We start from the raw sequence: 21950 nt of genomic DNA, 5'->3' as shown, positions 1-21950 counted from the left end.
GGCCCCCATGGACCGCACCCCCGCCCAGCCCGTCGCCGTCGTGGGCATCGCCGCGGCGCTCCCCGGCAGCGGCGGCGACCTGGACCGGCTCGCCGCGCTCCTCGACTCCCGTACGGACCTCGTCGGCCCGGTGCCGGAGGCCCGCCGACGCGACGCCGGGCTCGGCCCGGGCGCCGACCTCGCCGAGGCCGCGCTGCTCGACCGGATCGACGCGTTCGACCACGCCTTCTTCGGGCTGTCGGCGCGTGAGGCCCGCCAGATGGACCCGCAGCAGCGCATGCTGCTGGAGCTGACCTGCCAGGCGGTCTGGGACGCCGGTTACCCGCTGTCCGCGCTCCGCGGCAGCCGGACCGCCGTGGTGTTCGGGACCGGCCGCGAGACCTACGCGGAGCTGGCCGACCCGGCCGACCCGCCCCTGGTGACCGGGCTGCTGCCCGCCTCCCAGGCTGGCCGTGTGGCGCACCTGCTCGACCTGAGGGGGGCCGCGCTCACCGTCGACACCGCCTGCTCCTCCACTCTGGTCGCGGTGCACGAGGCCTGCCTCAAGCTCACTTCGGGGGACGCCGACTGGGCGGTGACCGGCGGCGTACGGCTGCTGAGCGACCCGCCCGTGACGGCCCCGCCGGGCAGCGAGAGCATCGTGTCGCCCGGCGGCCGCTCCCGCAGCTTCGACGCGGCCGCCGACGGTACCGGCCTGGGGGAGGGCGGCGCCGTCCTCCTGCTCAAGCCGCTGGACCGGGCCGAGCGGGACGGCGACCACATCCACGCCGTCGTCCTCGGCGGAGCCGTCAACCACGACGGGGCGCGCAGTAACGGCTTCGCCGCGCCGAGCGCGCGGGCCCAGGAGGAACTGCTGCTCCAGGCCTGGCGCGCGGCCGGGGTGCACCCCCACTCGCTGGGGCTGATCGAGGCTCACGGCACGGGCACCCGGCTGGGCGACCCCATCGAGTTCGAGGCGCTGACGGCCGCCTTCGGCCGTCGTACCGAGCGCACCGGCTACTGCGTGCTCAGCTCCGTCAAGTCGAACATCGGGCACCTGGACTCGGCGGCCGGCGCCGCGGGCCTGGTGAAGGCCGTGGTCGCGCTGCGCGAGGGCCGCCGCTACGCCAGTGCCCACTTCACCGAGCCCAACCCCCTGCTGGACACCGCTGGTTCGGCCCTGCGCCTGTCCGACGCCACCGAGCCGTGGGACGCGTCCGCCCAGCGCCGCGCCGGAGTCAGCGCCTTCGGCCTCACCGGCACCAACGCGCACCTGGTACTGGAACAGGCGCCGTCGGAACCGCGCGTACCCGCGCCCGGCGGGCCCCTCCCGCTGCTCGTCCCGCTGTCGGCGCGCGGCGAGGACGCCCTGCGGCGGCACGCCGGGCGGCTCGCCGCCCACCTGCGCGCCCACCCGGACCCGGTGGTGCTCGCCGACACCGCCTTCGTCCAGGCGACCGGCCGCGACCACGAGCGGTGGCGCGCCTGCGTCGTCGCCTCGGCACCCGAGGAGGCAGCCGAGGCCCTGGAACGGCTCGCCGCCGACGGGGGAGAGGTGGCCCACGCCCCCGACGCCACGGTGCCGGTCACCCTGCTGCCGCACGAGGGCGAGGTCGCGTCCGCGTGGACCCGGTCACTGACCGAGGCCTTCCCCGAACTGGCCGCCCGGTACGAGGAGTCGAGGGCTTCGCTCGTGGACGTCCCCGAGGCGGAGCGGGACGGGGCGACGACGCTCCTCGACCGGCTGACCGTCGTACGGGCGCTGCTCGACGCGGGCCTGTCCGACCGCGTCCTCATCGGCCACGGCAGCGGCAACCTCCTCGTGGACCTCCTGCGCGGCGAGACCACGCTGCCCGCCGCCGCCCGCGCCCTCGCCGCGCTGCGCGAGGTCGCCCCGCCGGACCCGCACCGCACCCGGGCCGCGTTCGCCGCCATCAGCGCCGAGGGCGACCCGGTGTTCGTCACCGGCTGGAGCGGCCGGCTCTCCGAACTGGCCCGCGAACTGCTGCCGGTCCACCACGGGACGCTGGTCGACGCCGCCGGGACACCCGGGCAGGACGGGCGCGCCCGGCTCGTCACCACGCTGGCCGCGCTGTACCGGGCCGGAGTCCCGCTCGACTGGGAGCGCTGCGTACGGTTCCTGGGCGGATACGGGCGCCGGGCGTCGGTACCGACCGCGCTGTTCACCCCGACCCGCTGCTGGATCGAGCCTCGCGCCAGGGGTGTCCGGGACACGGCGCCGGTGGCGGACGCCCCGGCGGCCGAGGAGGCACCGGAGCCCGAGCGGCTCGCCGAACCGGACGGCACCGACGCCGAACGCACACTCGCGGCGGCCTGGTGCGTCCTGCTGGGCGCCGAGACCGTCAGCCGCGACGACGACTTCTTCGACCTGGGCGGCGACTCCCTGATGCAGGTGCAGCTCGCCAACGCGGTCGAACGCGACTTCGGGGTCGACCTGGACTTCGACGTCGTCCACGACCACCCGGTGCTCCGGGACCTGGCCGCCCACCTCGCCGACCTGACCGGCGGGGACACGCCCGCCGCCCCGGCCCCCGGCCCCGCGCACCTCCCGGACCGCGCCACCGCCCCGGCCACCCATTCCCAGCGCCGCATGTGGCTGCTCCAGCAGCTCTCCCCGGCCTCGGGCGCCTACAACGTGTCCACCGCCTTCGCACTGGACGGCCCGGTCGACGCCGACGTACTGCGCCGCACCCTCGACGGGCTCGCCGCCCGCCACGGTGTCCTGCGCACCCGGCTGGTCCTTGAGGGCGGTGAACTCGTCCAGCGCGTCGGACCGGACGGCACGTTCACGTTCGAGACGGCCACCTGGGACGGACGGCGGGAGGACCCCGAGGAGACGCTGCGGGCCCACGCGTCCCGCCCGTTCGACCTGGCCGAGCCCGGCGCGGCGCGTGCGCTGCTGCTCCGGGACGCCGACGACCCCGCCCGGGGCCGCTTCCAGATCGTCCTGCACCACGCGATCTGCGACGAGTGGTCGATGAACCTGCTGCTCGACGAGATGACCCGGGACTACGGGACGCTGCTGGCGCAGGGGACGCCACCCGCCGCGGGGGAAGCGCTCCAGTTCGCCGACTGGGCCGCCTGGGAGCACGGACGCGACGAGGCGCCCGCGCACGAGGCGGACGCCCGCTACTGGCGCGAGGTCCTGGCCGGAGCCCCCACCGAGCTGGAGCTGCCGACCGACTTCCCGCACGGCGCGCGCCAGGACCACGACGGCGCCTGGCTGCCCGTACGCGTGGACGCGGACACGGTGGCCCGGATGCGGGAGGCGGCCCGCGCCTCGGGCGGCACCCTGTTCACCTGGCTGACGACCGCGTACACCGCGTGGCTCGCCCGGCTCACCCAGTCCGAGGACTTCCTGATCGGCGTCCCCGTCGCCGGCCGGTACCGGGCCGAGGCCGAAGAGCTGCTGGGCTGTTTCATCAACACCCTGCCGGTACGGATGGACGTCTCCGGCGATCCGACCTTCGCCGAACTCTTCGCCCGGGTGCGCGACGCGCTGTCCGGTGCCTTCAGCCACCAGCGCCACCCCTTCGACCTGATGGTCGAGGAGTTGGGCGCCGCCCGCGACGCGTCACGCCCCCCGTTGGTGCAGACGGTGCTGTCACTCCAGTCGGGCGGGGACCCGGGCGAGGAGGCCCGGCACCGGCTCGGCGACACCGTGCTGCGCCCGTCCGAGACGGACGGGAGCGTGGCCTGGTTCGACGTCTCGGCGGTGCTCTGGGAGGCCGCCGGCGGGCTGTCCGGCATCTTCGCCTACCGCGTCGCGCTCTTCGAGGAGGCCACCGTCAAGGGCTTCCGGCAGGACTGGCTGGCCCTGGCCGAGGCCGGTCTGAGCAATCCCCACGCATCCGTTCACGCCCTGCTCGACGACGACGCATGGTGACGGCACACAAGGAGACGACTATGCAGGCCAGTCACATCGGGCGCACGCTGGAACAGGGCGTCGCCACGCTGCGGCGGGACGACCCGGAGCTGTTCGCACTGCTGGAGGACGAGCACCGGCGGCAGACGGAGACACTGTCCCTGGTCGCGTCGAGCGGCGGCACCGACGCCTCCGTGATGGCGGTGACCGGTTCCAGCATCGTCAACGTCACGGCGGAGGGCTATCCCGGCAAGCGCTACCACGCCGGGTGCCGGTACGTGGACCGGGCCGAGGAGCTCGCGGTCGCCAGGACCAAACAGGTTTTCGGCGCCCGGTACGTCAACGTCCAGCCGCACTGCGCGAGTTTCGCCAACCACACCGTGATGCAGGCCCTGCTGAAGCCGGGCGACACCGTCCTCGGCATGGCCCTCGACCAGGGCGGCCACCTCACCCACGGCTCCCCGGTCAACCTCAGCGGCAAGCTCTTCGACGTCCACGGCTACGGGCTGGACTCCAAGGGCCTGATCGACTACGGGCACCTGCGCGAACTGGCCCGGGAACACCGCCCCCGGCTGGTGGTCTGCGGGACCACCTCGTACACCCGGGTCATCGACTTCGACCGCGTCCGCGCCATCGCCGACGAGACCGGCGCGTACGTCCTCGCCGACATCACCCACATCGCCGGGCTCGTCGCCGCGGGCCTGCACCCCAGCTCCATCGACGCCGCCCACTTCACCACCACCTGCACGTTCAAGCAGCTCTACGGGCCGCGCGGCGGGCTGATCATGATGGGCCGGGACGCCGACGAAGTCTCCGGGGACGGGAAGCGCACCCTGTCCCAGCTCATCCAGAGCGCCGTCTTCCCGCTCATGCAGGGCTCCCCGGAGGTGCACACCATCGCCGCCAAGGCCCGCGCCATGGGCCGGCTGCTCCAGCCGGAGTTCCGCGAGCTGGCCGGGCGCGTCCGCGCCGACGCCGAGGCCCTGGCCACCGCGATGTCCCGGCGCGGATACGAGGTGATCGGCGGCGGCACCGACAACCACATCGTGCTCTTCCGGGTACCGCCCCACCTCAACGGTCTCGCGGCCGAACGGGTCCTGGAGTCCTGCGACATCCTCGTCAACAAGAACAAGATCCCGGGCGACACCCGGGGTGCCGCCGTCGCCAGCGGTGTGCGGCTCGGCAGCAACACCGTGGCCCTGCGGCGCATGGGACCCGAGCAGATGGACCGCTGCGCCGGACTGATCGACACCGTGCTGAGCCACACCCGGGCCCTGCCCGGCGGTGGCGTGGAACTGCCCGAGGACGTGCGCGAGCGGACGGTCGCCGCCGTGCGCGGACTGTGCCGCGACTTCCCCCTGCCGTATCCGTCGGCCACCGAGACCCTCTAGGGACACCACGACACATGGCCAAGAACGTCGAGGCGGCCTATCCGCTCTCCGCACTCCAGCAGGGCCTGCTCTTCCACACCCTGAGCCGGCCCGGCGAACCCACCTACTTCGAGCAGGTCCGCTGTGTGATCAGGGGCGCGCTGGACACCGCGGCCTTCGAGGAGGCCTGGAACCTGGTCGTCGCCCGCCACCCCGTCCTGCGCACCGCGTTCGCCTGGCAGCGGCTGAAGGAGCCCCTCCAGGTGGTCGGGCGCACCGTGCGCGTCCCGCTGGACCAGGCGGACTGGCGCGACCGGAGCGACCCGGACGCCGACTGGGAGGACCTGCTCGACGAGGACCGGCGGCGCGGCTTCGACCTCGCCAAGGCCCCCCTGATGCGCCTGACGGTGCGTCAGACGGCTGATGACGCCCACCTGTTCGTCTGGAGCCACCACCACATCCTGCTGGACGGCTGGAGTTTCGGCCTGGTCCTGCACGAGGCGCTGGCCGCCTACGCCCGCCTGGTCGAGGACGGCCGGCCGCCGCAGCTCGAACCCGCCCCGCCCTACCAGGACTTCATCCGCTACCTCGGCGAGCGCGACAGCAGGGCCGACGAGGCGTTCTGGCAGGAGTACCTGGAGGGCTTCGAGCAGCCCACCCGGCTCGCCGTCGACCGGGGCCAGGGCGTGCACGAGGGCGGCGGCGGCACCGAGGTCACCCTGTCGGTGACGCTCGACAAGGAGACGAGCGCCGCCGTGCAGCAGCGGTGCGGCAGCCTCGGCGTCTCGCTCAGCGCGCTCGCGCACGCCGCCTGGGCCCGGCTGGTCGGCGCGTACAGCGGTGAGGACGAGGTGCTGTTCGGCTCCACCACCGCGGGCCGCCCGCCGGAACTGGCCGGTGTGGAGCAGATGGTGGGCCTGTTCATCAACGCCGTGCCGCTGCGGGTGCGCATCGACCCCGCCCGGCGGATCGGGGACTGGCTGGAGGAGATCCAGCGCGACCTCTTCCGGCTCCAGGCCCACCAGTTCACCGGCCTCGCCCGCATCCAGGAACTGTCCGGCGTCGAGCGCGGGAAACCGCTCTTCGAGACACTGCTCAGCTTCCAGAACTACCCCCTGGACGACGGCCACACCGAGGACTGGGGCGGCGTCCGGCTGACCGACTACGGCTGGAGCGGCCCGACCAACTACCCCGTGGCCGTACGGGCGTTCCCCGGCGACGAGATCATGCTGGTGCTGTCGTACTACCGGCACCGGCTGGACGACGACGTCGCCGGCGCCATGCTCGACCAACTGCGCCTCCTCGTCGAGCGCCTGGGCAGCGACCCGGAACGGGCCCTGTGGGAGGTCGAGCCGCTGGCCGGGGAACACGCCGAGCGGGTGCTGCGCCGGTGGAACGAGACCTCGGCGGACATCGACCTGGACCGCACCCTGCACGGGCTGGCCGAGCGCCAGGCGCGACTGCGCCCCGACGCCCCCGCGGTCGTGGCCGGCGACGGACGCCTCACCTACGGCGAACTCGACGCCCGCGCCAACCAGGTGGCGCGCCGCCTGGTCGCCCTCGGCGTCCGCCCGGGGGACCGCGTCGGCCTGTGCACCGAGAAGTCCACCGCCACCGTGGTCGGCATGGTCGCCGTGATGAAGGCGGGCGCGGCGTACGTACCCCTCGACCCCGGCTACCCGGCCGAGCGCATCGGCTACATGGTGGCGGACTCCGGACTGCGGGCCCTGCTGACCTGGGGGAGCGGTGCAGAGGTGGCCGCCCGGCTCGACCTCCCGTCCCTCGCCCTGGACACCGACGCGCCGGACATCGACCGGCAGCCGGCGGCCCCCCTCGGCCTGGACGTGCCGCCGGAGTCCTTCGCGTACGTCATCTACACCTCCGGCTCCTCCGGGCAGCCCAAGGGCGTCATGCTCGACCACCGGGGGCGGATCAACAACGTCGAGGACTACCGCCAACGCTTCGCGATGGGACCCGGGGACCGCACGCTGTGCGTCTCCTCGCTCAGCTTCGACATCTCCGTCTGCGACGTCTTCTGCTCCTTCGCCGCCGGTGGCGTACTGGTCTTCCCGGACGCCACCCGCACCAAGGACCCGGACCACTGGCTGGACCTGGTCGAACGCGAGGGCATCACCCTGTGGCACTCGGCGCCCGCCCTCATGGACGCCCTGCTCGACGCCGCCGAGGCACGGGGCAGCCGCCCCGCGTCCCCGCGGCTCACCGTCCTGGACGGCGACTGGATCCCGCTGACCCAGCCGGACCGCGTGCGGGGCACCTTCCCCTCGGCCCGGGTGGTCAGCGCGGGCGGTGCCACCGAACTGTCGGTGGACTCCGTCATGTACCCGGTCGGTGACGTCGATCCGGCCTGGCGGAGCATCCCCTACGGACGTCCCATGGCCAACCAGACGGCGTACATCGTGGACGAGAGGATGGAGGCCGTCCCCGTCGGCGTACCGGGCGAACTGCTCCTCGGCGGCGCCGGGACCGCGGCGGGCTACCTGGACCGCCCGGCCCTGACCGCCGAGAAGTTCGTGCCCCACCCCTGGTCCGAGCGGCCCGGTGAACGCCTCTACCGCACGGGGGACCTCGCGCGGTTCGGACAGGACGGCACCATCGAACTGCTCGGCCGGATCGACTTCCAGGTGAAGATCCGCGGCGTGCGCATCGAGCTCGGAGAGATCGAGTCGGTCCTCCGCGAGCACCCGGGGGTGGACACCTGCCTGGTGGCCGCGTCCCCGGACGCCACCGGTGAACGCCGGCTGGTCGCCTACCTGGTGCACACCCAGGACGGCGGGGACGCGCGGCGGACCGGCGAACCGGACGCCTTCCACACCGAACTGCGGGCGTGGCTGCGCCGCAGGGTCCCCGAACACCTGGTCCCCGAGGCGTTCGTCCGGCTGGACCGGCTGCCGCTGACCGCCAACGGCAAGGTGAACCGGCGCGACCTGCCCGCCGCGCGCTTCGCGGCCGCCGCCCGGGGCCGGGTGGCGCCCGCCACCGGGCTGGAGGCGGAACTCGCCGCGCACTGGGCCGGGGTCCTGGGCCTCGCACCCGACGAGGTGGACGTGGAGACCAGCTTCTTCGACATGGGCGGCAACTCGCTGAAGGCTCTGCGCGCCTGCCGTCTGCCCGGCCGTTCCGTCCCGATCACCGCGCTCTACCGCTACCGCGGGGTGCGCGCGCTGGCCGAGCACCTCGGCCAGGGCACGACCGAGACCGACGCCCTGGTGCGGCTCGGCACCGAGGCACCGGCCGGTACGACGCCCGCCGTGATCTGCGTCCCCTACGGCGGTGGCCACGCAGGGGTCTACCAGCCGCTGGCCGAGGCCCTGTCGCACCGCGCCACCCTGTACGCGGTGCGCCTGCCCGGCCACGAGCACGACGGCACCGACGAACCCCTCCAGGCCGTCGAGCCGGTCGCCCGGTCCGTGGCGGCGGCCGCCCGCGAGCTGAAGGACCGCCCGCTGCTGGTGTACGGGCACTGCGGCGGCGTGGCCCTGGCCACCGAGATCACCCGGCAGCTGGAGGCGGACGGCCTGGACGTGAGACGCCTCGTGGTCGCCGCCTCCTACCCGCCGGCCGAGGCCTCCGGCCTCACCGACGACCCGTTCGCGGAACAGACCGACGTCGAACTGGCCCGCGCCTTCGCCCAACTCGGCGGGTTCACCGACCTCACCGACGAGGAGGCCGGCACGATCGGCCGGCTGCTGCGGCACGACGGCACGGAGGCCAGGCGCTACTTCCGTCAGGCACTCGACCAGGCGGCCGGACGCCCCGAAGGACTGCTGGCGACCCCGCTGACCTGCCTGATCGGCGACAGCGACCCGCTCACCGAGGACTACGCCGAGGGCTGGCGCACCTGGGGGCTCCTGGCCCCCGACCACGAACTGGCCGTGCTCCCGGGCGACCACTACTTCGTGCGCGCCCACCCGGAAGAGGTCGCCGACCGGCTCCTGGCCGCCCTCGCCCCCACCACCGACCCGAAGGAGGCCACCCGATGAACGCGGTACACCCCCCGGCCGGGACCACCGACGACAGCGGGGCCGCCCCGCGGTACCGCCTCGCCGTCGTCAACCTGATGCCGCAGGCCGAGATCTACCTCGACTACATGGAGCGGGTACTGCCGCCCGGGACCGAGGTGCGGTGGATCCGGGTCCGCGACCACGCCTACCGCAGCAGCGACCCGGACATCCTGTCCGCCACCCACCGGTACTACGACGAGAGCGCCGTCGACGAGTGCGACGCCCTGCTTTTGACCGGCGCGGCGGTGGACATCGACCCCGACCTCACCGCGGCGACGTACTGGGACGAGATCGTCCGGACGCTGCGGGACGCGGACGGACGGGTCGGGTCGATCGCGGGCGTCTGCTGGGGCGCGCAGGTGCTCGGCAAGGTGTTCTACGACATCGACAAGGAGCACTTCCCGGCCAAGGTCTTCGGGGTGCTGGAGATGACCAACGAGGCCCCCGGGCACCCGCTGATGCGCGGTCTGGACGACCGGTACTGGCTGCCGCACAGCCGCTACGCGCGGATGGAGCCGGACGGTTTCGGCAAGGCGGTCGCCGACGGCCTGCTGGTACCGCTCGACCGGTGCGAGGAGGCCGGCCACACCACCGTGGTCTCCGCCGACGGCGCCCATCTGATGCTCCAGGGGCACCAGGACTACCCGACCGAACGGCTGGCCCAGGAGTACCACAGCGCGGTGGAGAAGGGGCGGGCCACTTCGCTCCCGCTCAACTACGACCCGGACCGTCCGGTGAACCGCTGGCGGGCCAACAACCGGGCGTTCCTCGCCGCGTGGCTGGAGCTGGCGGCCACCCGTAAGCGCGGCCTGGCGCCGAAGCCACCGGCCGGCTCCGGCGCCCCGCAGCAGCCCTGAGGGCTGTCCCGTAGGACCCCGCACGCACGGGCCCACCGGCACGCGGCCGCCCCGACCGCCGCGTGCCCGGTGGCGCCCGTGGCCGTGTGGAGTCCCCGTCGAGTCCGACCTCGTCTATCCCAGGAGTGTGCCTGCCGTGTCGTCCCACCCCTTCGAACACACCTCCGACGCCGCCCAGGCGGCCGCCGAGGTGCTGTCCGCCCTGCGTTCGCGCGGCGACACCCCGGCCGCCGACGCGCTCACCGGCCGGGAACTGGCCGGCCGCGTCGACCGGCTCGTCGAGGCCCTGGCCGGGCACACCGTCCGGCGCGGAGAGGTCGTCCGCGTCCCCGGCGAGGGCCCCGGCGACCTGGTGACCGGCTGCCTCGCCGTATGGCTGGCCCACGGGGTGCCGCACGTGGGAGCGGAGCCGGAGGACGGCCCGGCCCGCCTGGTGCTGGACGTCCGGGCGGCCGGTGTCACGGACCGCGCAGGGGAACCGGCCGAGGCGGACGCGGCCCTGCTGGTCTCCGAGGACCTGGTGGGATGCGTGGCCCACCCGCTGTCCACGCTCGGCCGGCTGCGGCTGCCCGAGAAGACCGCGCGCCTCCTGGTGGCCGCCGACTGGCGGGTGGATGCCTGGCTGCCGCTGGTCCTGGAGGCGTGGACGGCCGGCGCGGAACGGATCTCCCTGCTCCCCGGTGACGCCTCCCCGGAGCCCGCCGCCGACGCGGTGCTGGCCTGCCCGGCCTGGCGGCTCGGCGCGGACCCCCGGCTCGCCGCGGACGGCGCCTTCGCCGGACGGGTCACCTGGGGAGCCGGAACGGCCCCCGGTTCCGGGGACGGCACCCGGCTGCACGGCTTCGGCGACACCTTCGTACTCGCCTCCACCCGGGCGGGGGACCCGGCCGGGGACCCGCGCGCCCACCGGGGCGAGGTGTACGGGCGGCACCGGGTCACCAACGCCGCCGGACGCGCGCTGCCCGCCAACGCCTGGGGTCGGCTCGCGCTCGCCGGACGGCTGCCCACGGCCGGCGACAGCGCCCGCTCCGTCCTCGACGCGCTGCGCGAGCACTCCACGGAGCGCACCTGGGTCACCGAGTACCGCGCCCGAGGGCGCAGCGACGGCACGGTCGAGTTCGACCCGCGCGCACTCGACCCGCTGCGGGTGGCCGGGCGCCGGCTCTCCCCGGAGGCGACCGCCCGCACGATCGCCCCGGCCACGCCACCCGGAGCCGTGCTCGTCGCCCGCGACCCGGACACCGACCGGGCCCGCCTGATGCTGTGCGGCACGGGCGAGGGCCTGGAGGAGGCGGCGGAGCGCCTGACCGGCGTCCTGCCCTCCTGGGCGGGGCCGCTGAGCACCTGCCGGGTCCCCGCGCTGCCCCGCGACGCGGAGGGCCGGGTGGACCTGGCCCGGCTGGCCGCGGACGCCCCGCCGGACACCCTGCTGCTGGACAGGGCCGCCCGCGCCCTGGACGACGGCGCCGGCCGGACGCGGCTGCGGGCCGTGCCCGTGGCGGCGGAGGCAGCGGAACTGCCGCTGCCCGAGGGCTTCGTGACCGGCGGCGGGCACTACCCGGCCACCCGGCCCGCCGAGGCCCGGGGGCCGCTCCTGACGCCGCCGTCCGACGACCTGGCCGACCGGCTGCGGAAGGCCGCCGCCACCGACCGGGGCATCCCGCTCGTCGACGGCGAGGGCCGCGCGTACCGGATGACCTACGCCGAACTGCTCACCGAGGCCTCCCGGGTCGCCGCCTACCTGCGCGGCCAGGGGCTCGGCCACGGGGACGAGGTGGTCGTCCACGCGGCGGCGGCCGGGGACGTCTTCGTCGGCGTATGGGCGTGTGTCCTGATCGGCGTCCTGCCCGTACCGCTGACCCCGGCCACGCCCTACGAGGGCGCGGGCAACCCGCTGTGGCACCTGCTCGGCCCGGACACCATGCTCACCGGCCGCACCGTCCTCACCACCAAGGCGCAGCGGGACACCACCGCCGAGGCCCTCGGGCGGCGCGGCCTGCACGCGGACCTGCTGCTCCTGGAGACCGCCCGCGCGGGCGAGCCGCTGCCCGCCGGGGAAGCCGCGCCCCGCTCGCCGGCGCTGATGCTCCTCACCTCCGGCAGCACCGGCGCCCCCAAGGGCGTCGCGCTGTCCCACCGCAACCTCGTGTCCCTGGCGGAGTCGGTCCGCGCGGAGTTCGCCCTGGACGGAGAGGTCTCCCTCAACTGGCTGGGCGTCGACCACGTCGGCGGACTGGTCCAGCACCACATCCGCGACCTGTGCCTGGCCCACGAGCAGGTCCACGTGGACACCGGATGGGCGCTGGGCGACCCGACCCGGATCCTGGACCTCCTGGACCACTACCGGGTCACCGTCAGCTGGATGGCCAACTTCGGGTTCAACCTGATCAACGAGCAGGCCGGGAAGATCGCCGAGGGCAGCTGGGACCTGAGCCCGCTGAAGGTCTGGGAGAACGGCGGCGAGGCGGTCACCCACGAGGGAAACCAGCGCTTCCTGGCCCTGCTCGCCCCGCACGGACTGCGCCCCGACGTCATCAAGCCCGTGTTCGGGATGACCGAGACCAGCTCCGCCGTCATCGCGGCCCACAACCTCGTCGCCGGCCGGCAGGACTACGTGCACTGGCTGAGCGACACCCGGCTCGACAGCCCGGTCCGGCGCTCCCTGCCCGGCGAGGGCAGCCCGTTCGCCGAGGTCGGCACCCCGATGGCCGGCCTCGCGCTGCGCGTCGTCGACGCCGGGGGACAGGTGTGCCCCGAGGGCGTCAGCGGCCGCATCGAGGTCAGCGGCCTCCAGGTCATGAAGGGCTACTACCGCAACCCGGAGGCCGACGCCGACGCCTTCACCGCCGACGGCTGGCTGCGCATGGGCGACTGCGGATTCATGGTGGACGGCAGCCTCGTGGTCACCGGCCGCGAGAAGGACGTCCTGATCATCAACGGCCTCAACTACGCCGCACGGGCCCTGGAGAACAGCGTCGAGGCCGTCCCCGGCGTCCGCCAGGGCTGCTGCGCGGCCGTACCGGTCCGGCGGCCCGACGCCGTCACCGACGACCTGGTCGTCTTCTACAGCTCCACGGAGCCGGGCGGGGCCGACGCCACCGCGATCGAGTCCGCCCTGATCTCCGAGCACAGCCTGCGCCCGGTGGCGGCCGTCGAGATCGGCCCCGAGGAGTGGCCGCGCACCGCGATCGGCAAGATCCGCCGCCCGCTGCTCGCCGCCGGATTCCAGGCCGGTGACTTCGCCGACCGGATCACCCTGCGCAGGCGCAGTGGCCTCGGCGACCGCACCACGGTGCCCGCCTGGTGCTTCGTCCCCGAGTGGAACCAGGTCGCCGCCCCCGCCGCCTCTCCCGCCCGCCGGGTGCTGTGGCTGGACGGCGAACCGCCCGCCGGCGCGGCCCTCGCGGCCCGCTCCGGCGCCCCGTTCGAGGGGTTCGACGAGGAGGGCGGGGCCCGCTTCCGCACCGGCCACGCCAAGGACCTGGAAGCCCTCCTGGAGGCGGCGTCCGGGCGGCTGGGCGGCCTCGACGCCGTGGTCGAGGCCCGCTGGCACGCCCGGCCCGAGGACGACGGCGCCCGTACCGCGGCGGCCGCCCTGACCGAGGCCCCCGCCGCCTGGGGGCCCCTCCTGAGGGCCGCCGCCGTACTGCCCGCCCCGCCCGCCGTGGTCCTCGCCACCCGGGCCGCCGCGGCCGTCACGGGCGACGAGGAGAGCGTGGCGCACGCCGCGCTGACGGGCGTGGCCGAGAGCCTCGCCCAGTCCCGGCCCCGGCTGCCCGTCCTGCTCGTCGACGGCGCCACCGACGACGACCTCCTCACGGAGTGCGCCCTTCGCGGGACGGGCCAGGTCGCCTACCGCGGCGGCGCCCGCCTGGTGCGCGGACTGCGCCCGCTGGACGGCGTCTCCATCCCGCCGGTCCCACGCCGGGTGCTCCGCCCGGGCGGCTCCTACGCCGTCGTCGGCGGACTCGGCGGCGTCGGGGCGCACCTGACGCAGCATCTGCTCCGCCAGTTCGGCGCCCGGGTGCTCGTCCTGGGCCGCGACGCGGCCGAGCCCGGGACGGCCCGCGGCGGGACGCGCGCCCACCTCGCCGACCAGGCGGGCCTGGAGGGGGCCGAGTTCCGGTACACGCCACTGGACGCGACCGACGCACCGGCCCTGCGCGCCGCCCTCGACCGGGCCGAGGCCGACTGGGGCCCCCTGGACGGCTTGTTCAGCCTGGCCGGTGAGGGATCCGTCGCCGAACAGCTGGAACTGCTGGCGGGACCGGGCGGAGAAGCCGCGCCCCGGGTGTCGGAGCGCGCCGTGACCCGCCTGCGGATCAGCCACGCCCTCGACGAGGCCCTCGCGGGGCGCACCACGCCGCTCGTGGTCTTCAGCTCCGTCAACGGCTTCTTCGGCGGCGCCGGGTTCACCGAGTACGCCGGGGCCTGCGCCTACCAGGCGGCACACGCCGCGTGGAGTGCCCGGCGCACCGGCGCCGTACGCCTCTGCCTCGACTGGAGCATGTGGAAACAGGTCGGCATGGCGGCGGGCACCCCGAGCGCCGTCACCGAGCTGGCGGGGCGGCGCGGCTTCGCGACCATCGGCCCCGCCCAGGGCCTGGCCTCGCTGCACACGGCCCTGGACGCCGCCGAGGACCGGGTGCTGATCGGCCTGTCCCCGGCCGGCGAGGCGGTGGCCGGGCTGCTGCCGTTCACGGCGGCCGCCTTCGAGCTGGAGGCCGACGGAAGCCACGACCCGGCGAGGATCGCCGCCCTGACCGGGGTGGACGTCTCCCGGATCCGCCGTACGTCCGCCGGGGCGGGCGACCGGGCGGCGGTCGGCGCCGCGCACACCGAGGCGCTGCTCGACGTGTTCCGCGACGTACTGGGCGACGGACAGGTGGGCGAGGAGGACAACTTCTTCGCCGCCGGGGGAGACTCCATCCGCGCCATCCAGGTGGTGGCGCGCGCCGCCGAACGCGGCTTCCGCTTCAGCCCGCTGGACCTCTTCGAGCACAAGACGGCCGCCGCCCTGCTCGCGCACCTGGCGGCCGGGCACCTCCTCGCCGACGTCGGGCCGGACGAGGACGAGGACGAGCCGGCGGCAAGCGCCGCGGTGCCCCCCGTCTTCGGCTGGTGGCTGGAGACGGCGGACCGGCCGGAGGTCCGCGACCACCTCACGATGAGCATGCGCTACACCGTCGCGGCCGACGTGGAGCCCGACGCGGCGCACGCCGCCCTCCTCGCCCTGGCCGGGCGGCACGACGCCCTGCGGACGCGGCTCACCGTGGCGGAGGACGGCCCCCGGCTGGTCCCGGGCGCCACGGCCGAGGACAGCGTGCGGTTCACCGCGCACGAGGTACCCGCCGGCCGGGACGCCACCGAGGCGGCGGAGGAGACCGAGCGCGCCCTGCACCGGGAGGTCAGCGCCGAGTCCGGCCCGATCGCACGGGCCGCACTGCTGCGCCCCGGCGACGGTGCCCCCGCCGTGCTGGTCCTGGTGATCCACCACGCTGCCGTGGACGGCGTGTCCTGGCGGATCATCGAGGAGGACCTGCGGCGGCTGCTGGACGCCGAGGTACGCGGCGTGCCCGCCGAACTCCCCCCGCCCACCCTGGGGTTCCTCCCCTGGGCCCGCCGTATGGAGCGGCGCGCGGCACGGCTGGACGGTGCGGTGGCCGACGCCTGGGCGGAGCGGCTCACGGGCGGCTGGGGCGAGTTGCCCCGCGCCTCGGCCGAGCGCCCGCGCGAGGGCGGCGCCGAGGTGCTCGAACGGCGGCTCCCCGCCGACGTCCTCGACGGCCTGGGCGGGACGAGCGTGTACGAGGTACTGCTCACCGCCGTCGTCTGGAGCCTCGCCCGCTGGGCGGGCACCGAGGCCCTCGCCGTCGACGTGGAGGGCCACGGCCGCCTGGACGCCCACGCACCGCTCGACCTGTCCCGGACGGTGGGCTGGTTCACCGCGATCGCACCCGTCCGCGTCGACCTGGCCGGGTGCGCGGAGCCGGGGCGGGCCGTGTCCCTGGTACGCCGCGAACTGGCCCACCTGCGGGGCCGCGACCAGGAGTGGGGACTGCTGCGGTACGGCGGCGCGTGCCCGGCCGGGCACCCGCTGACCGAGCTGCCGGAGCGTCAGGTCAGCTTCAACTACCTGGGCGTCTTCGACGGTTCACCCGAACGTCCCGACCCGCTGCTCGCCGCCGTGCCGGGGTCGCTGGGCGCGGAGCAGAGCCCGGAGGGGGAACGCCGCTACCTGATCGACGTCGCCGCGGTGGTGACCGGCGGTGTGCTGGAACTGGCGGTGAAGTACTCACCGTCCGCGCACCGCCGCGAGGACGTCACACGGTGGCTGGACGACTGCGAGGCGGTCCTGCGCGCCCTGCTCGCCGACGGCGGCGACGGCCACCCCGGGACGGCCGACGTCGACCGGGCGGAGCTGCTGCTCGCGCTGGAGGAGATCTCTCTGGGCCCGGAGGACTGACCGGCCCGGCACCGGGGTCCGCGCGGACCCCGGTGCCGGGATTCCGCTATTGGGACACAACAGACGCAACTACCCACCTCCGGTGTACTGTTGTCCCGCCCATGATCCATTTCGGCGTCGCGTCGGTCATCGCGAGGAGTGAGTGAAAGTCCATGAAAGTCTCCGAGCTGGAGAGAATGTCGAGAAGCGCGGTATCGGAGATCTCCGCACTTTCCGACGCCGGGAAGCTTGAGGAATACCGGGTGAGGTGGCTCGGGGGAAAGGGACTGATCCGCCGGGCCAGGGCGGCGATCAAGGAACACCAGGGCCCGGAGCGCGTCGAGTTCGCCAAGGGCGTCAACCGTGTCGCCGAGGAGATCACCGAGGTCTTAGCACGGGCCGCCGACCGCATCGAGGACGAGGCGACCGCCCGGCGGATCGCCGAGGACTGGATCGACCCCTCGCTGCCCGCCACCGCGCCCCGGCGCGGAGCGCCGCACCCGGTCCGCGTCGTGGAGCTGCGCTGCGTCGAGATCATGGGACGGCTCGGCTTCGAGCAGGCCGAGGGGCCCGAAGTGGAGACCAGCTACTACAACTTCGACGCCCTCAACATCCCGCGCGACCATCCCGCGCGCGACATGCAGGACACCTTCTGGGTGGACGAGCAGCGCCTGCTGCGCACCCACACGACCAGCGTCCAGGCCCGTCTGCTGGCCCAGGCCGAGGGCAGGCCGGTCAAGGTCGTCGTGGCCGGGCGGGTGTACCGCAACGAGGCCGTCGACGCCACCCACCTGGCGATGTTCCACCAACTCGACGGATTCTGGGTGGACCAGGGGCTGACCTTCGCCCATCTGAAAGGCGTCGCCGTCCACCTGGCCCGCGAGCTTTACGGCGACCGCCGCGTTCGATTCAAGCCCAAGTCGTATCCCTATACCGAACCGTCCGTCGGGATCGACGTCGAGTGCGGGCTGTGCCACGGCTCCGGATGTGCCGCCTGCCATGAATCGGGATGGGTCACCATCATGGGTGCGGGAATGATCCACCGGAATGTTCTCAAGGAATTCGGATACGACCCGGACACGGTTTCCGGATTCGCCTTCGGATGGGGTCTCTCCCGTATGACGACCCAGATGTACGGGCTCGCGAAGCTGCGCCCCGTCTACCGCGGCGACCTCCGTCTGCTGCGCGCTCTGGACGGGAGGCCGGCCCTGTGCGTGTGAACCTGTCCCTCCTGCGCCGCTACCGCCCGGAGATGCCTGACTCCTCCGAGGACGCGTGCGCCCTGCTGGAGGACCTCGGCATCGAGGTCAAGCGCCTCCAGCCCTCGCCGGACGGCGACGTCGCGACCCTCGAACTCCTCGCCAACCGGGGCGACCACCACTGCTACGTGGGCATCGCCCGCGAACTGGGCGGCCGCCTGGAGCGGCCCACCCCCGCGCCGCCCTCGTCCGAACCGGCCCCCGAACCCTCCGCCGCCCCCGCCGTGGAGACCGCCACCTGCCTGGCGTTCGGGATCGGCCGCTGCACCCTGGCCGACGCCGACCCCGGGCGGCTGCCCGAGGAGTGGCGGGACGCGCTGGCGCTCAACGACGAGCACACCGGTCTGCTCGCCGTGGACGCGGCGAACGTCGTCGGCCGCGAGATCGGCCAGCCGCTCCACGTCTACGACGCCGACCGGGTCAGCGGCCCGCTGCGCGTACGGCTGTCCGACGAGGGCGAGCCGGCGGACCTCCTCGACAGCGACGAGCCGGTCCCGCTCCCGGCCGGACTGACCGTCGTCGCCGACGACGAGGGCGTCGTGGCCGTCGCCGGGGTGATGGGCACCCGCCGCACCGCGGTCACCGCCACCACCCGCCGCCTCCTGGTGGAGTCCGGGCTGTTCGACCCGGTCGCCGTACGCCGGGCCGCGCGGGCCCTGCGCCGCCAGACGGCCGCCGCCACCCGGTTCGAGCGCGGCGCCGACCCCGGCCTGGTGCGGGCGGGCGCCGCGCGCGCCGTCGCCCTCCTCGGCGCGTGGGGCGCGCTCGCCCCCGGCGACGGGTGGACCTGGTCCGAGTCCAAGTGCCCGACGGACAGCCGGCTGGAGCCCCGGGAGATCACCCTCGACCTCGACCGCCTCGACACGTACTACGCCACCTCGTTCGACCCGGCCGCGGTCGAACGGCGCCTGAGCTGCCTCGGTTTCCGGGTCGGCGGGGACGCGGCGCGCGACGGCGGGCGGCTGCGGGTCGGTGTCCCCGGGCACCGGCTGTGGGACGTCTTCGACCTGGAGTGCCTCTACGAGGAGGTCGGCCGGGTCTGGGGCTTCGACAGCTTCCCCGCCGTCCTCCCGGAGACCGGTGGGGGCGCCGCCCCCACCGCGCGCCGGCGGGCGCAGTCCGCGCTGGAGCAGGTGCTGGTCGGGTACGGCTTCTTCGAGGTGATGACGGACGGCTTCTACAGCCGTTCCGCCCACGAGCGGCTGGGCCTGTCCGCCGGCTCACCGCTCCACCGCCACGTCGAGCTGCGCAACGCCATCGACCGCAACTTCTCCCTCCTGAAGAACAACGCCCTCCTCCAGGCGCTCGATGTCGCCGACTACAACCAGCGGCACTCGCTGACCTGCGGCAAGTACTTCGAGTTCACCCACCTGTTCGAGGCGGTCAGTGACGACGGCCACCGTGAACTGCCCGTCCTGTGGGGCATGCTGTGGGGCGAGGAGACCTACGGGGCCTGGCAGCACGGCGGCACGTCCTTCGACTTCTGGTACCTCAAGGGGGTCCTGGAGGAGATGGCCCACGCCTGCGGCGCGCGGGTGGAGCTGAGACGTGCGGCCGAGCGGCCCTCGCCGGTGGCGGAGCTGCTGCACCCCAACCGCTCCGCCCACCTCGTCGTGGACGGCCGGGAGATCGGCCTGTGCGGCGAGGTCCATCCGGCCGTGACCGCCAACTGGAAGCTGCGGACCGAACGCGTCCTGTACTTCGAGCTGGACTGGACGGCCCTGGTGGCGGAGGACCGGCCGGCCGAGACGGCACCGGTCGACGACATGCCGGAGCACCCGCTGCTGCGGCGCGACCTCGCCCTGCACCTGCCGGCCGGCCTGACCGCGGGGGAGGTGCGGGAGCGGATGGAGGCGGTGTCCCCGCTGCCGCTGGCCTGGGTGCACGTCACCGATCTCTACGAGAGCGGGGACGTGCGGGCCCACACCTTCGAGCTGGCCTTCGAGAACGACAACACGGTGACGGCCGAGCAGGTCAACGCGGCCATGGGCGCGATCACCGCGCACGTCGTCGACCGTTTCCGGGAGCGGGGCGTCTACCAGCGATGAGCACCCGGGGTGCGGCGGCCCGGCCCCGCCGCACCCCGGCCCGGCCACGAGGATCCGGACCACGGTGAGCGGCTCCGGCCACACCGTCGCCGCCGAGCGGACCGGGCGAACGCGTGCGCTGTCCCCGAGACCAGGGAAATCACCGGTAACGCACTGGTGGGATGAAATAACTTACAGGAATGGATTCCTTGAGGTCTGCAAATCCAGCCGCTAGCCTTATGCGCGAGCCGCCTGAATCCACGGACTTTTGACATCCGTGAGGCGACATGACCTGCCGTGTAATGGGGGGGATTCAAATGACTGAATCACAGGCGGAGTCCATATCAAAGGATGATCTTGAACTACTCGCCTTACTCGTGGCCTGTCCGAGCGACGACCCCATAGCGCGCCGCCTCGGCGTCAGTGTACGGACGGTGCGCCGCCGTGTCGCGCGCATCATGGACGTCCTGGCCGTTCAGAACCGCTTCGCCGCCGGGGTCGCCGCCGCTCAGCTCGGCTGGGTCTCCCACTCCCTCGCGGACGACCACATCCGGGACGTGCCGGAGATCTTGCAGCGGATGACGGACGTACATCCAAAAATTGCGTCGGGTGTCACCGGGAAAGCGGTTGTTGTTCTGAAAGGCCTGCAGTGCTCGTGCAGCAAGGCCGTCAGGACACAGTCCGTCCCGCCTCATCAATGCACACCTTGAGGGAAGTCCCGGCCGACCCGCGTTCATGAATGGCCACGCTCATTCGTGAATGACCACGCGTGACGGTGAATGACGACCGGCGGTCGGGAGCGACCGCCGGGCCGGCCCTGCCGGGCGACAGGGCCGGGCGCCGCTCCGCGGCCGCGCGCACCCGGCCGCCGCGCCTCAGGTGTTGCGGGTCGCCAGCATCCCCAGGGTGGCCATCCCCAGCACCACCCAGCCGAACCAGAGCCAGCCGTTGCTCCCCAACGCCACCGTGTACGCGGTCACCGCGACCAGCGCGCCCACGGTGAGCACTCCCATGGTCTTCGTGGATCCAGGCATGAGCACACGCTCCTCACCGGCCGCACGGCCGTTGCAGCCATGGTCACCCCACGGGAGCCCGGACCGCTACTGTCCGCGGGCTTGCAATGAGGCGAGATACGCGTTGTAGGCGTTCAGCTCCTTGTCGCCGTCCCGGTCCGCCGCACGGTCGGAGCGCCGTGCCGTGCGCTGCTCGGAGCGGTACCACTGGAAGACCAGCGCGATCAGCACCAGCACGGACGGGATCTCACTGAAGGCCCAGGCGATACCGCCCGCGGCCGACTGGTCGCTCAGCGCGTCGATGCCCAGCGAGGACGGAGGATTCATGTACGTCCCCACCATCGGCGCGCTCCCCATCATCAGGGCGATGCCGAAGAACGCGTGGAAGGGCATGCCCGCGAAGAGCTCCAGCATCCGCATCACGTAGCCGGGCCGGTGCGGACCGGGGTCCACGCCCATGATCGGCCAGAAGAAGACCAGGCCGACCGCGAGGAAGTGCACCATCATCGCCAGGTGCCCGGCCGTCGACCCCATCAGCCAGTCGAACAGCGGGGTGAAGTAGAGCCCGTACAGGCTCGCGATGAAGAGCGGGATCGTGAACACCGGGTGCGTGATGATCCGCATGTAGTGGCTGTGCAGCAGCTTCAGCAGCAGCTCACGCGGCCCCGTACGGCCCCGGCCGCCGACCGGCAGCGCGCGCAGCGCCAGCGTCACCGGCGCGCCCAGCAGCAGCAGGATCGGCGACAGCATGCTGATCACCATGTGCTGCACCATGTGCACGCTGAACATGACCATGCCGTAGTCGTTGAGCGCGGTGCACATCACCAGGGCGATGGTCAGCACGCCGAGGACGAAGAGCACCGTCCGGTGTACCGGCCACGCGTCGCCCCGTCTGCGCAGCCGCGCCACCGCGTACCCGTACAGGACGAGCGCGGCCACGCAGCCGATGAGGAAGAACGGGTCCGCGGAGAAGGCGAGGCCGCGTCCCAGCGTGAACGGCGGCAGGTCCATGTCCATGCCGTGCCCGCTGTGATCCATCTGTTCACTCCCGCCGGGGACATCCCCGATTCGTGCCGGTTGTCCGGACCAGAC

10 protein-coding genes are annotated in these 21950 nt (G+C 73.9%); 8 read left to right on the top strand and 2 right to left on the bottom strand.

Annotated features, from left to right (window positions below; genetic code table 11):
- The first annotated feature begins 7 nt into the window (after positions 1-7).
- The 8 genes from B9S64_RS02030 to B9S64_RS01995 all read left to right on the top strand — a co-directional run bounded on the left by B9S64_RS02030 (position 8) and on the right by B9S64_RS01995 (position 20555).
- Positions 8-3886 carry a condensation domain-containing protein gene (locus B9S64_RS02030; RefSeq protein WP_103489481.1) on the top strand — a complete coding sequence of 1293 codons (3879 nt, stop codon included), beginning with the start codon at positions 8-10 and terminating at the stop codon, positions 3884-3886.
- 20 nt (positions 3887-3906) lie between these two features.
- A complete protein-coding gene (gene glyA, locus B9S64_RS02025) occupies positions 3907-5256 on the top strand; it encodes a serine hydroxymethyltransferase (protein WP_103489482.1) in 1350 nt (449 codons plus the stop codon).
- Between the two features lie 14 nt (positions 5257-5270).
- Positions 5271-9236: a non-ribosomal peptide synthetase gene (locus B9S64_RS02020; RefSeq protein WP_103489483.1), complete on the top strand. Its 3966-nt coding sequence runs from the start codon at positions 5271-5273 to the stop codon at positions 9234-9236.
- Entirely contained in the window at positions 9233-10114 is an 882-nt protein-coding gene (locus B9S64_RS02015; RefSeq protein WP_103489484.1) for a homoserine O-succinyltransferase, read from the top strand. The genes B9S64_RS02020 and B9S64_RS02015 overlap by 4 nt, the downstream gene beginning before the upstream one ends.
- A 136-nt stretch (positions 10115-10250) precedes the next feature.
- Positions 10251-16580, top strand: a complete 6330-nt coding sequence (locus B9S64_RS02010) for an SDR family NAD(P)-dependent oxidoreductase (RefSeq protein ID WP_109491950.1) — start codon at positions 10251-10253, stop codon at positions 16578-16580.
- A gap of 152 nt (positions 16581-16732) precedes the next feature.
- Positions 16733-17779: a phenylalanine--tRNA ligase subunit alpha gene (gene pheS / locus B9S64_RS02005; RefSeq protein ID WP_103489450.1), complete on the top strand. Its 1047-nt coding sequence runs from the start codon at positions 16733-16735 to the stop codon at positions 17777-17779.
- Entirely contained in the window at positions 17776-19866 is a 2091-nt protein-coding gene (locus B9S64_RS02000; RefSeq protein ID WP_146225110.1) for a phenylalanine--tRNA ligase beta subunit-related protein, read from the top strand. The genes pheS and B9S64_RS02000 overlap by 4 nt, the downstream gene beginning before the upstream one ends.
- Before the next feature lie 296 nt (positions 19867-20162).
- Complete coding sequence (locus B9S64_RS01995; protein ID WP_146060065.1) at positions 20163-20555, top strand: hypothetical protein; 393 nt, start codon at positions 20163-20165, stop codon at positions 20553-20555.
- Positions 20556-20720: 165 nt separating this feature from the next.
- Here the strand turns inward: B9S64_RS01995 and B9S64_RS01990 are convergent, their stop codons facing one another.
- Together B9S64_RS01990 and B9S64_RS01985 are read right to left on the bottom strand one after the other, a co-directional pair.
- Entirely contained in the window at positions 20721-20879 is a 159-nt protein-coding gene (locus tag B9S64_RS01990) for a hypothetical protein (protein ID WP_037632027.1), read from the bottom strand.
- Between the two features lie 66 nt (positions 20880-20945).
- Complete coding sequence (locus tag B9S64_RS01985) at positions 20946-21896, bottom strand: cytochrome c oxidase assembly protein (protein ID WP_103489459.1); 951 nt, start codon at positions 21894-21896, stop codon at positions 20946-20948.
- Positions 21897-21950: the final 54 nt, after the last annotated feature.

It is taken from the genome of Streptomyces sp. SM18 (assembly GCF_002910775.2).
GTDB lineage: Bacteria > Actinomycetota > Actinomycetes > Streptomycetales > Streptomycetaceae > Streptomyces > Streptomyces halstedii.
This window is presented reverse-complemented; position numbering and strand designations above follow the sequence as displayed.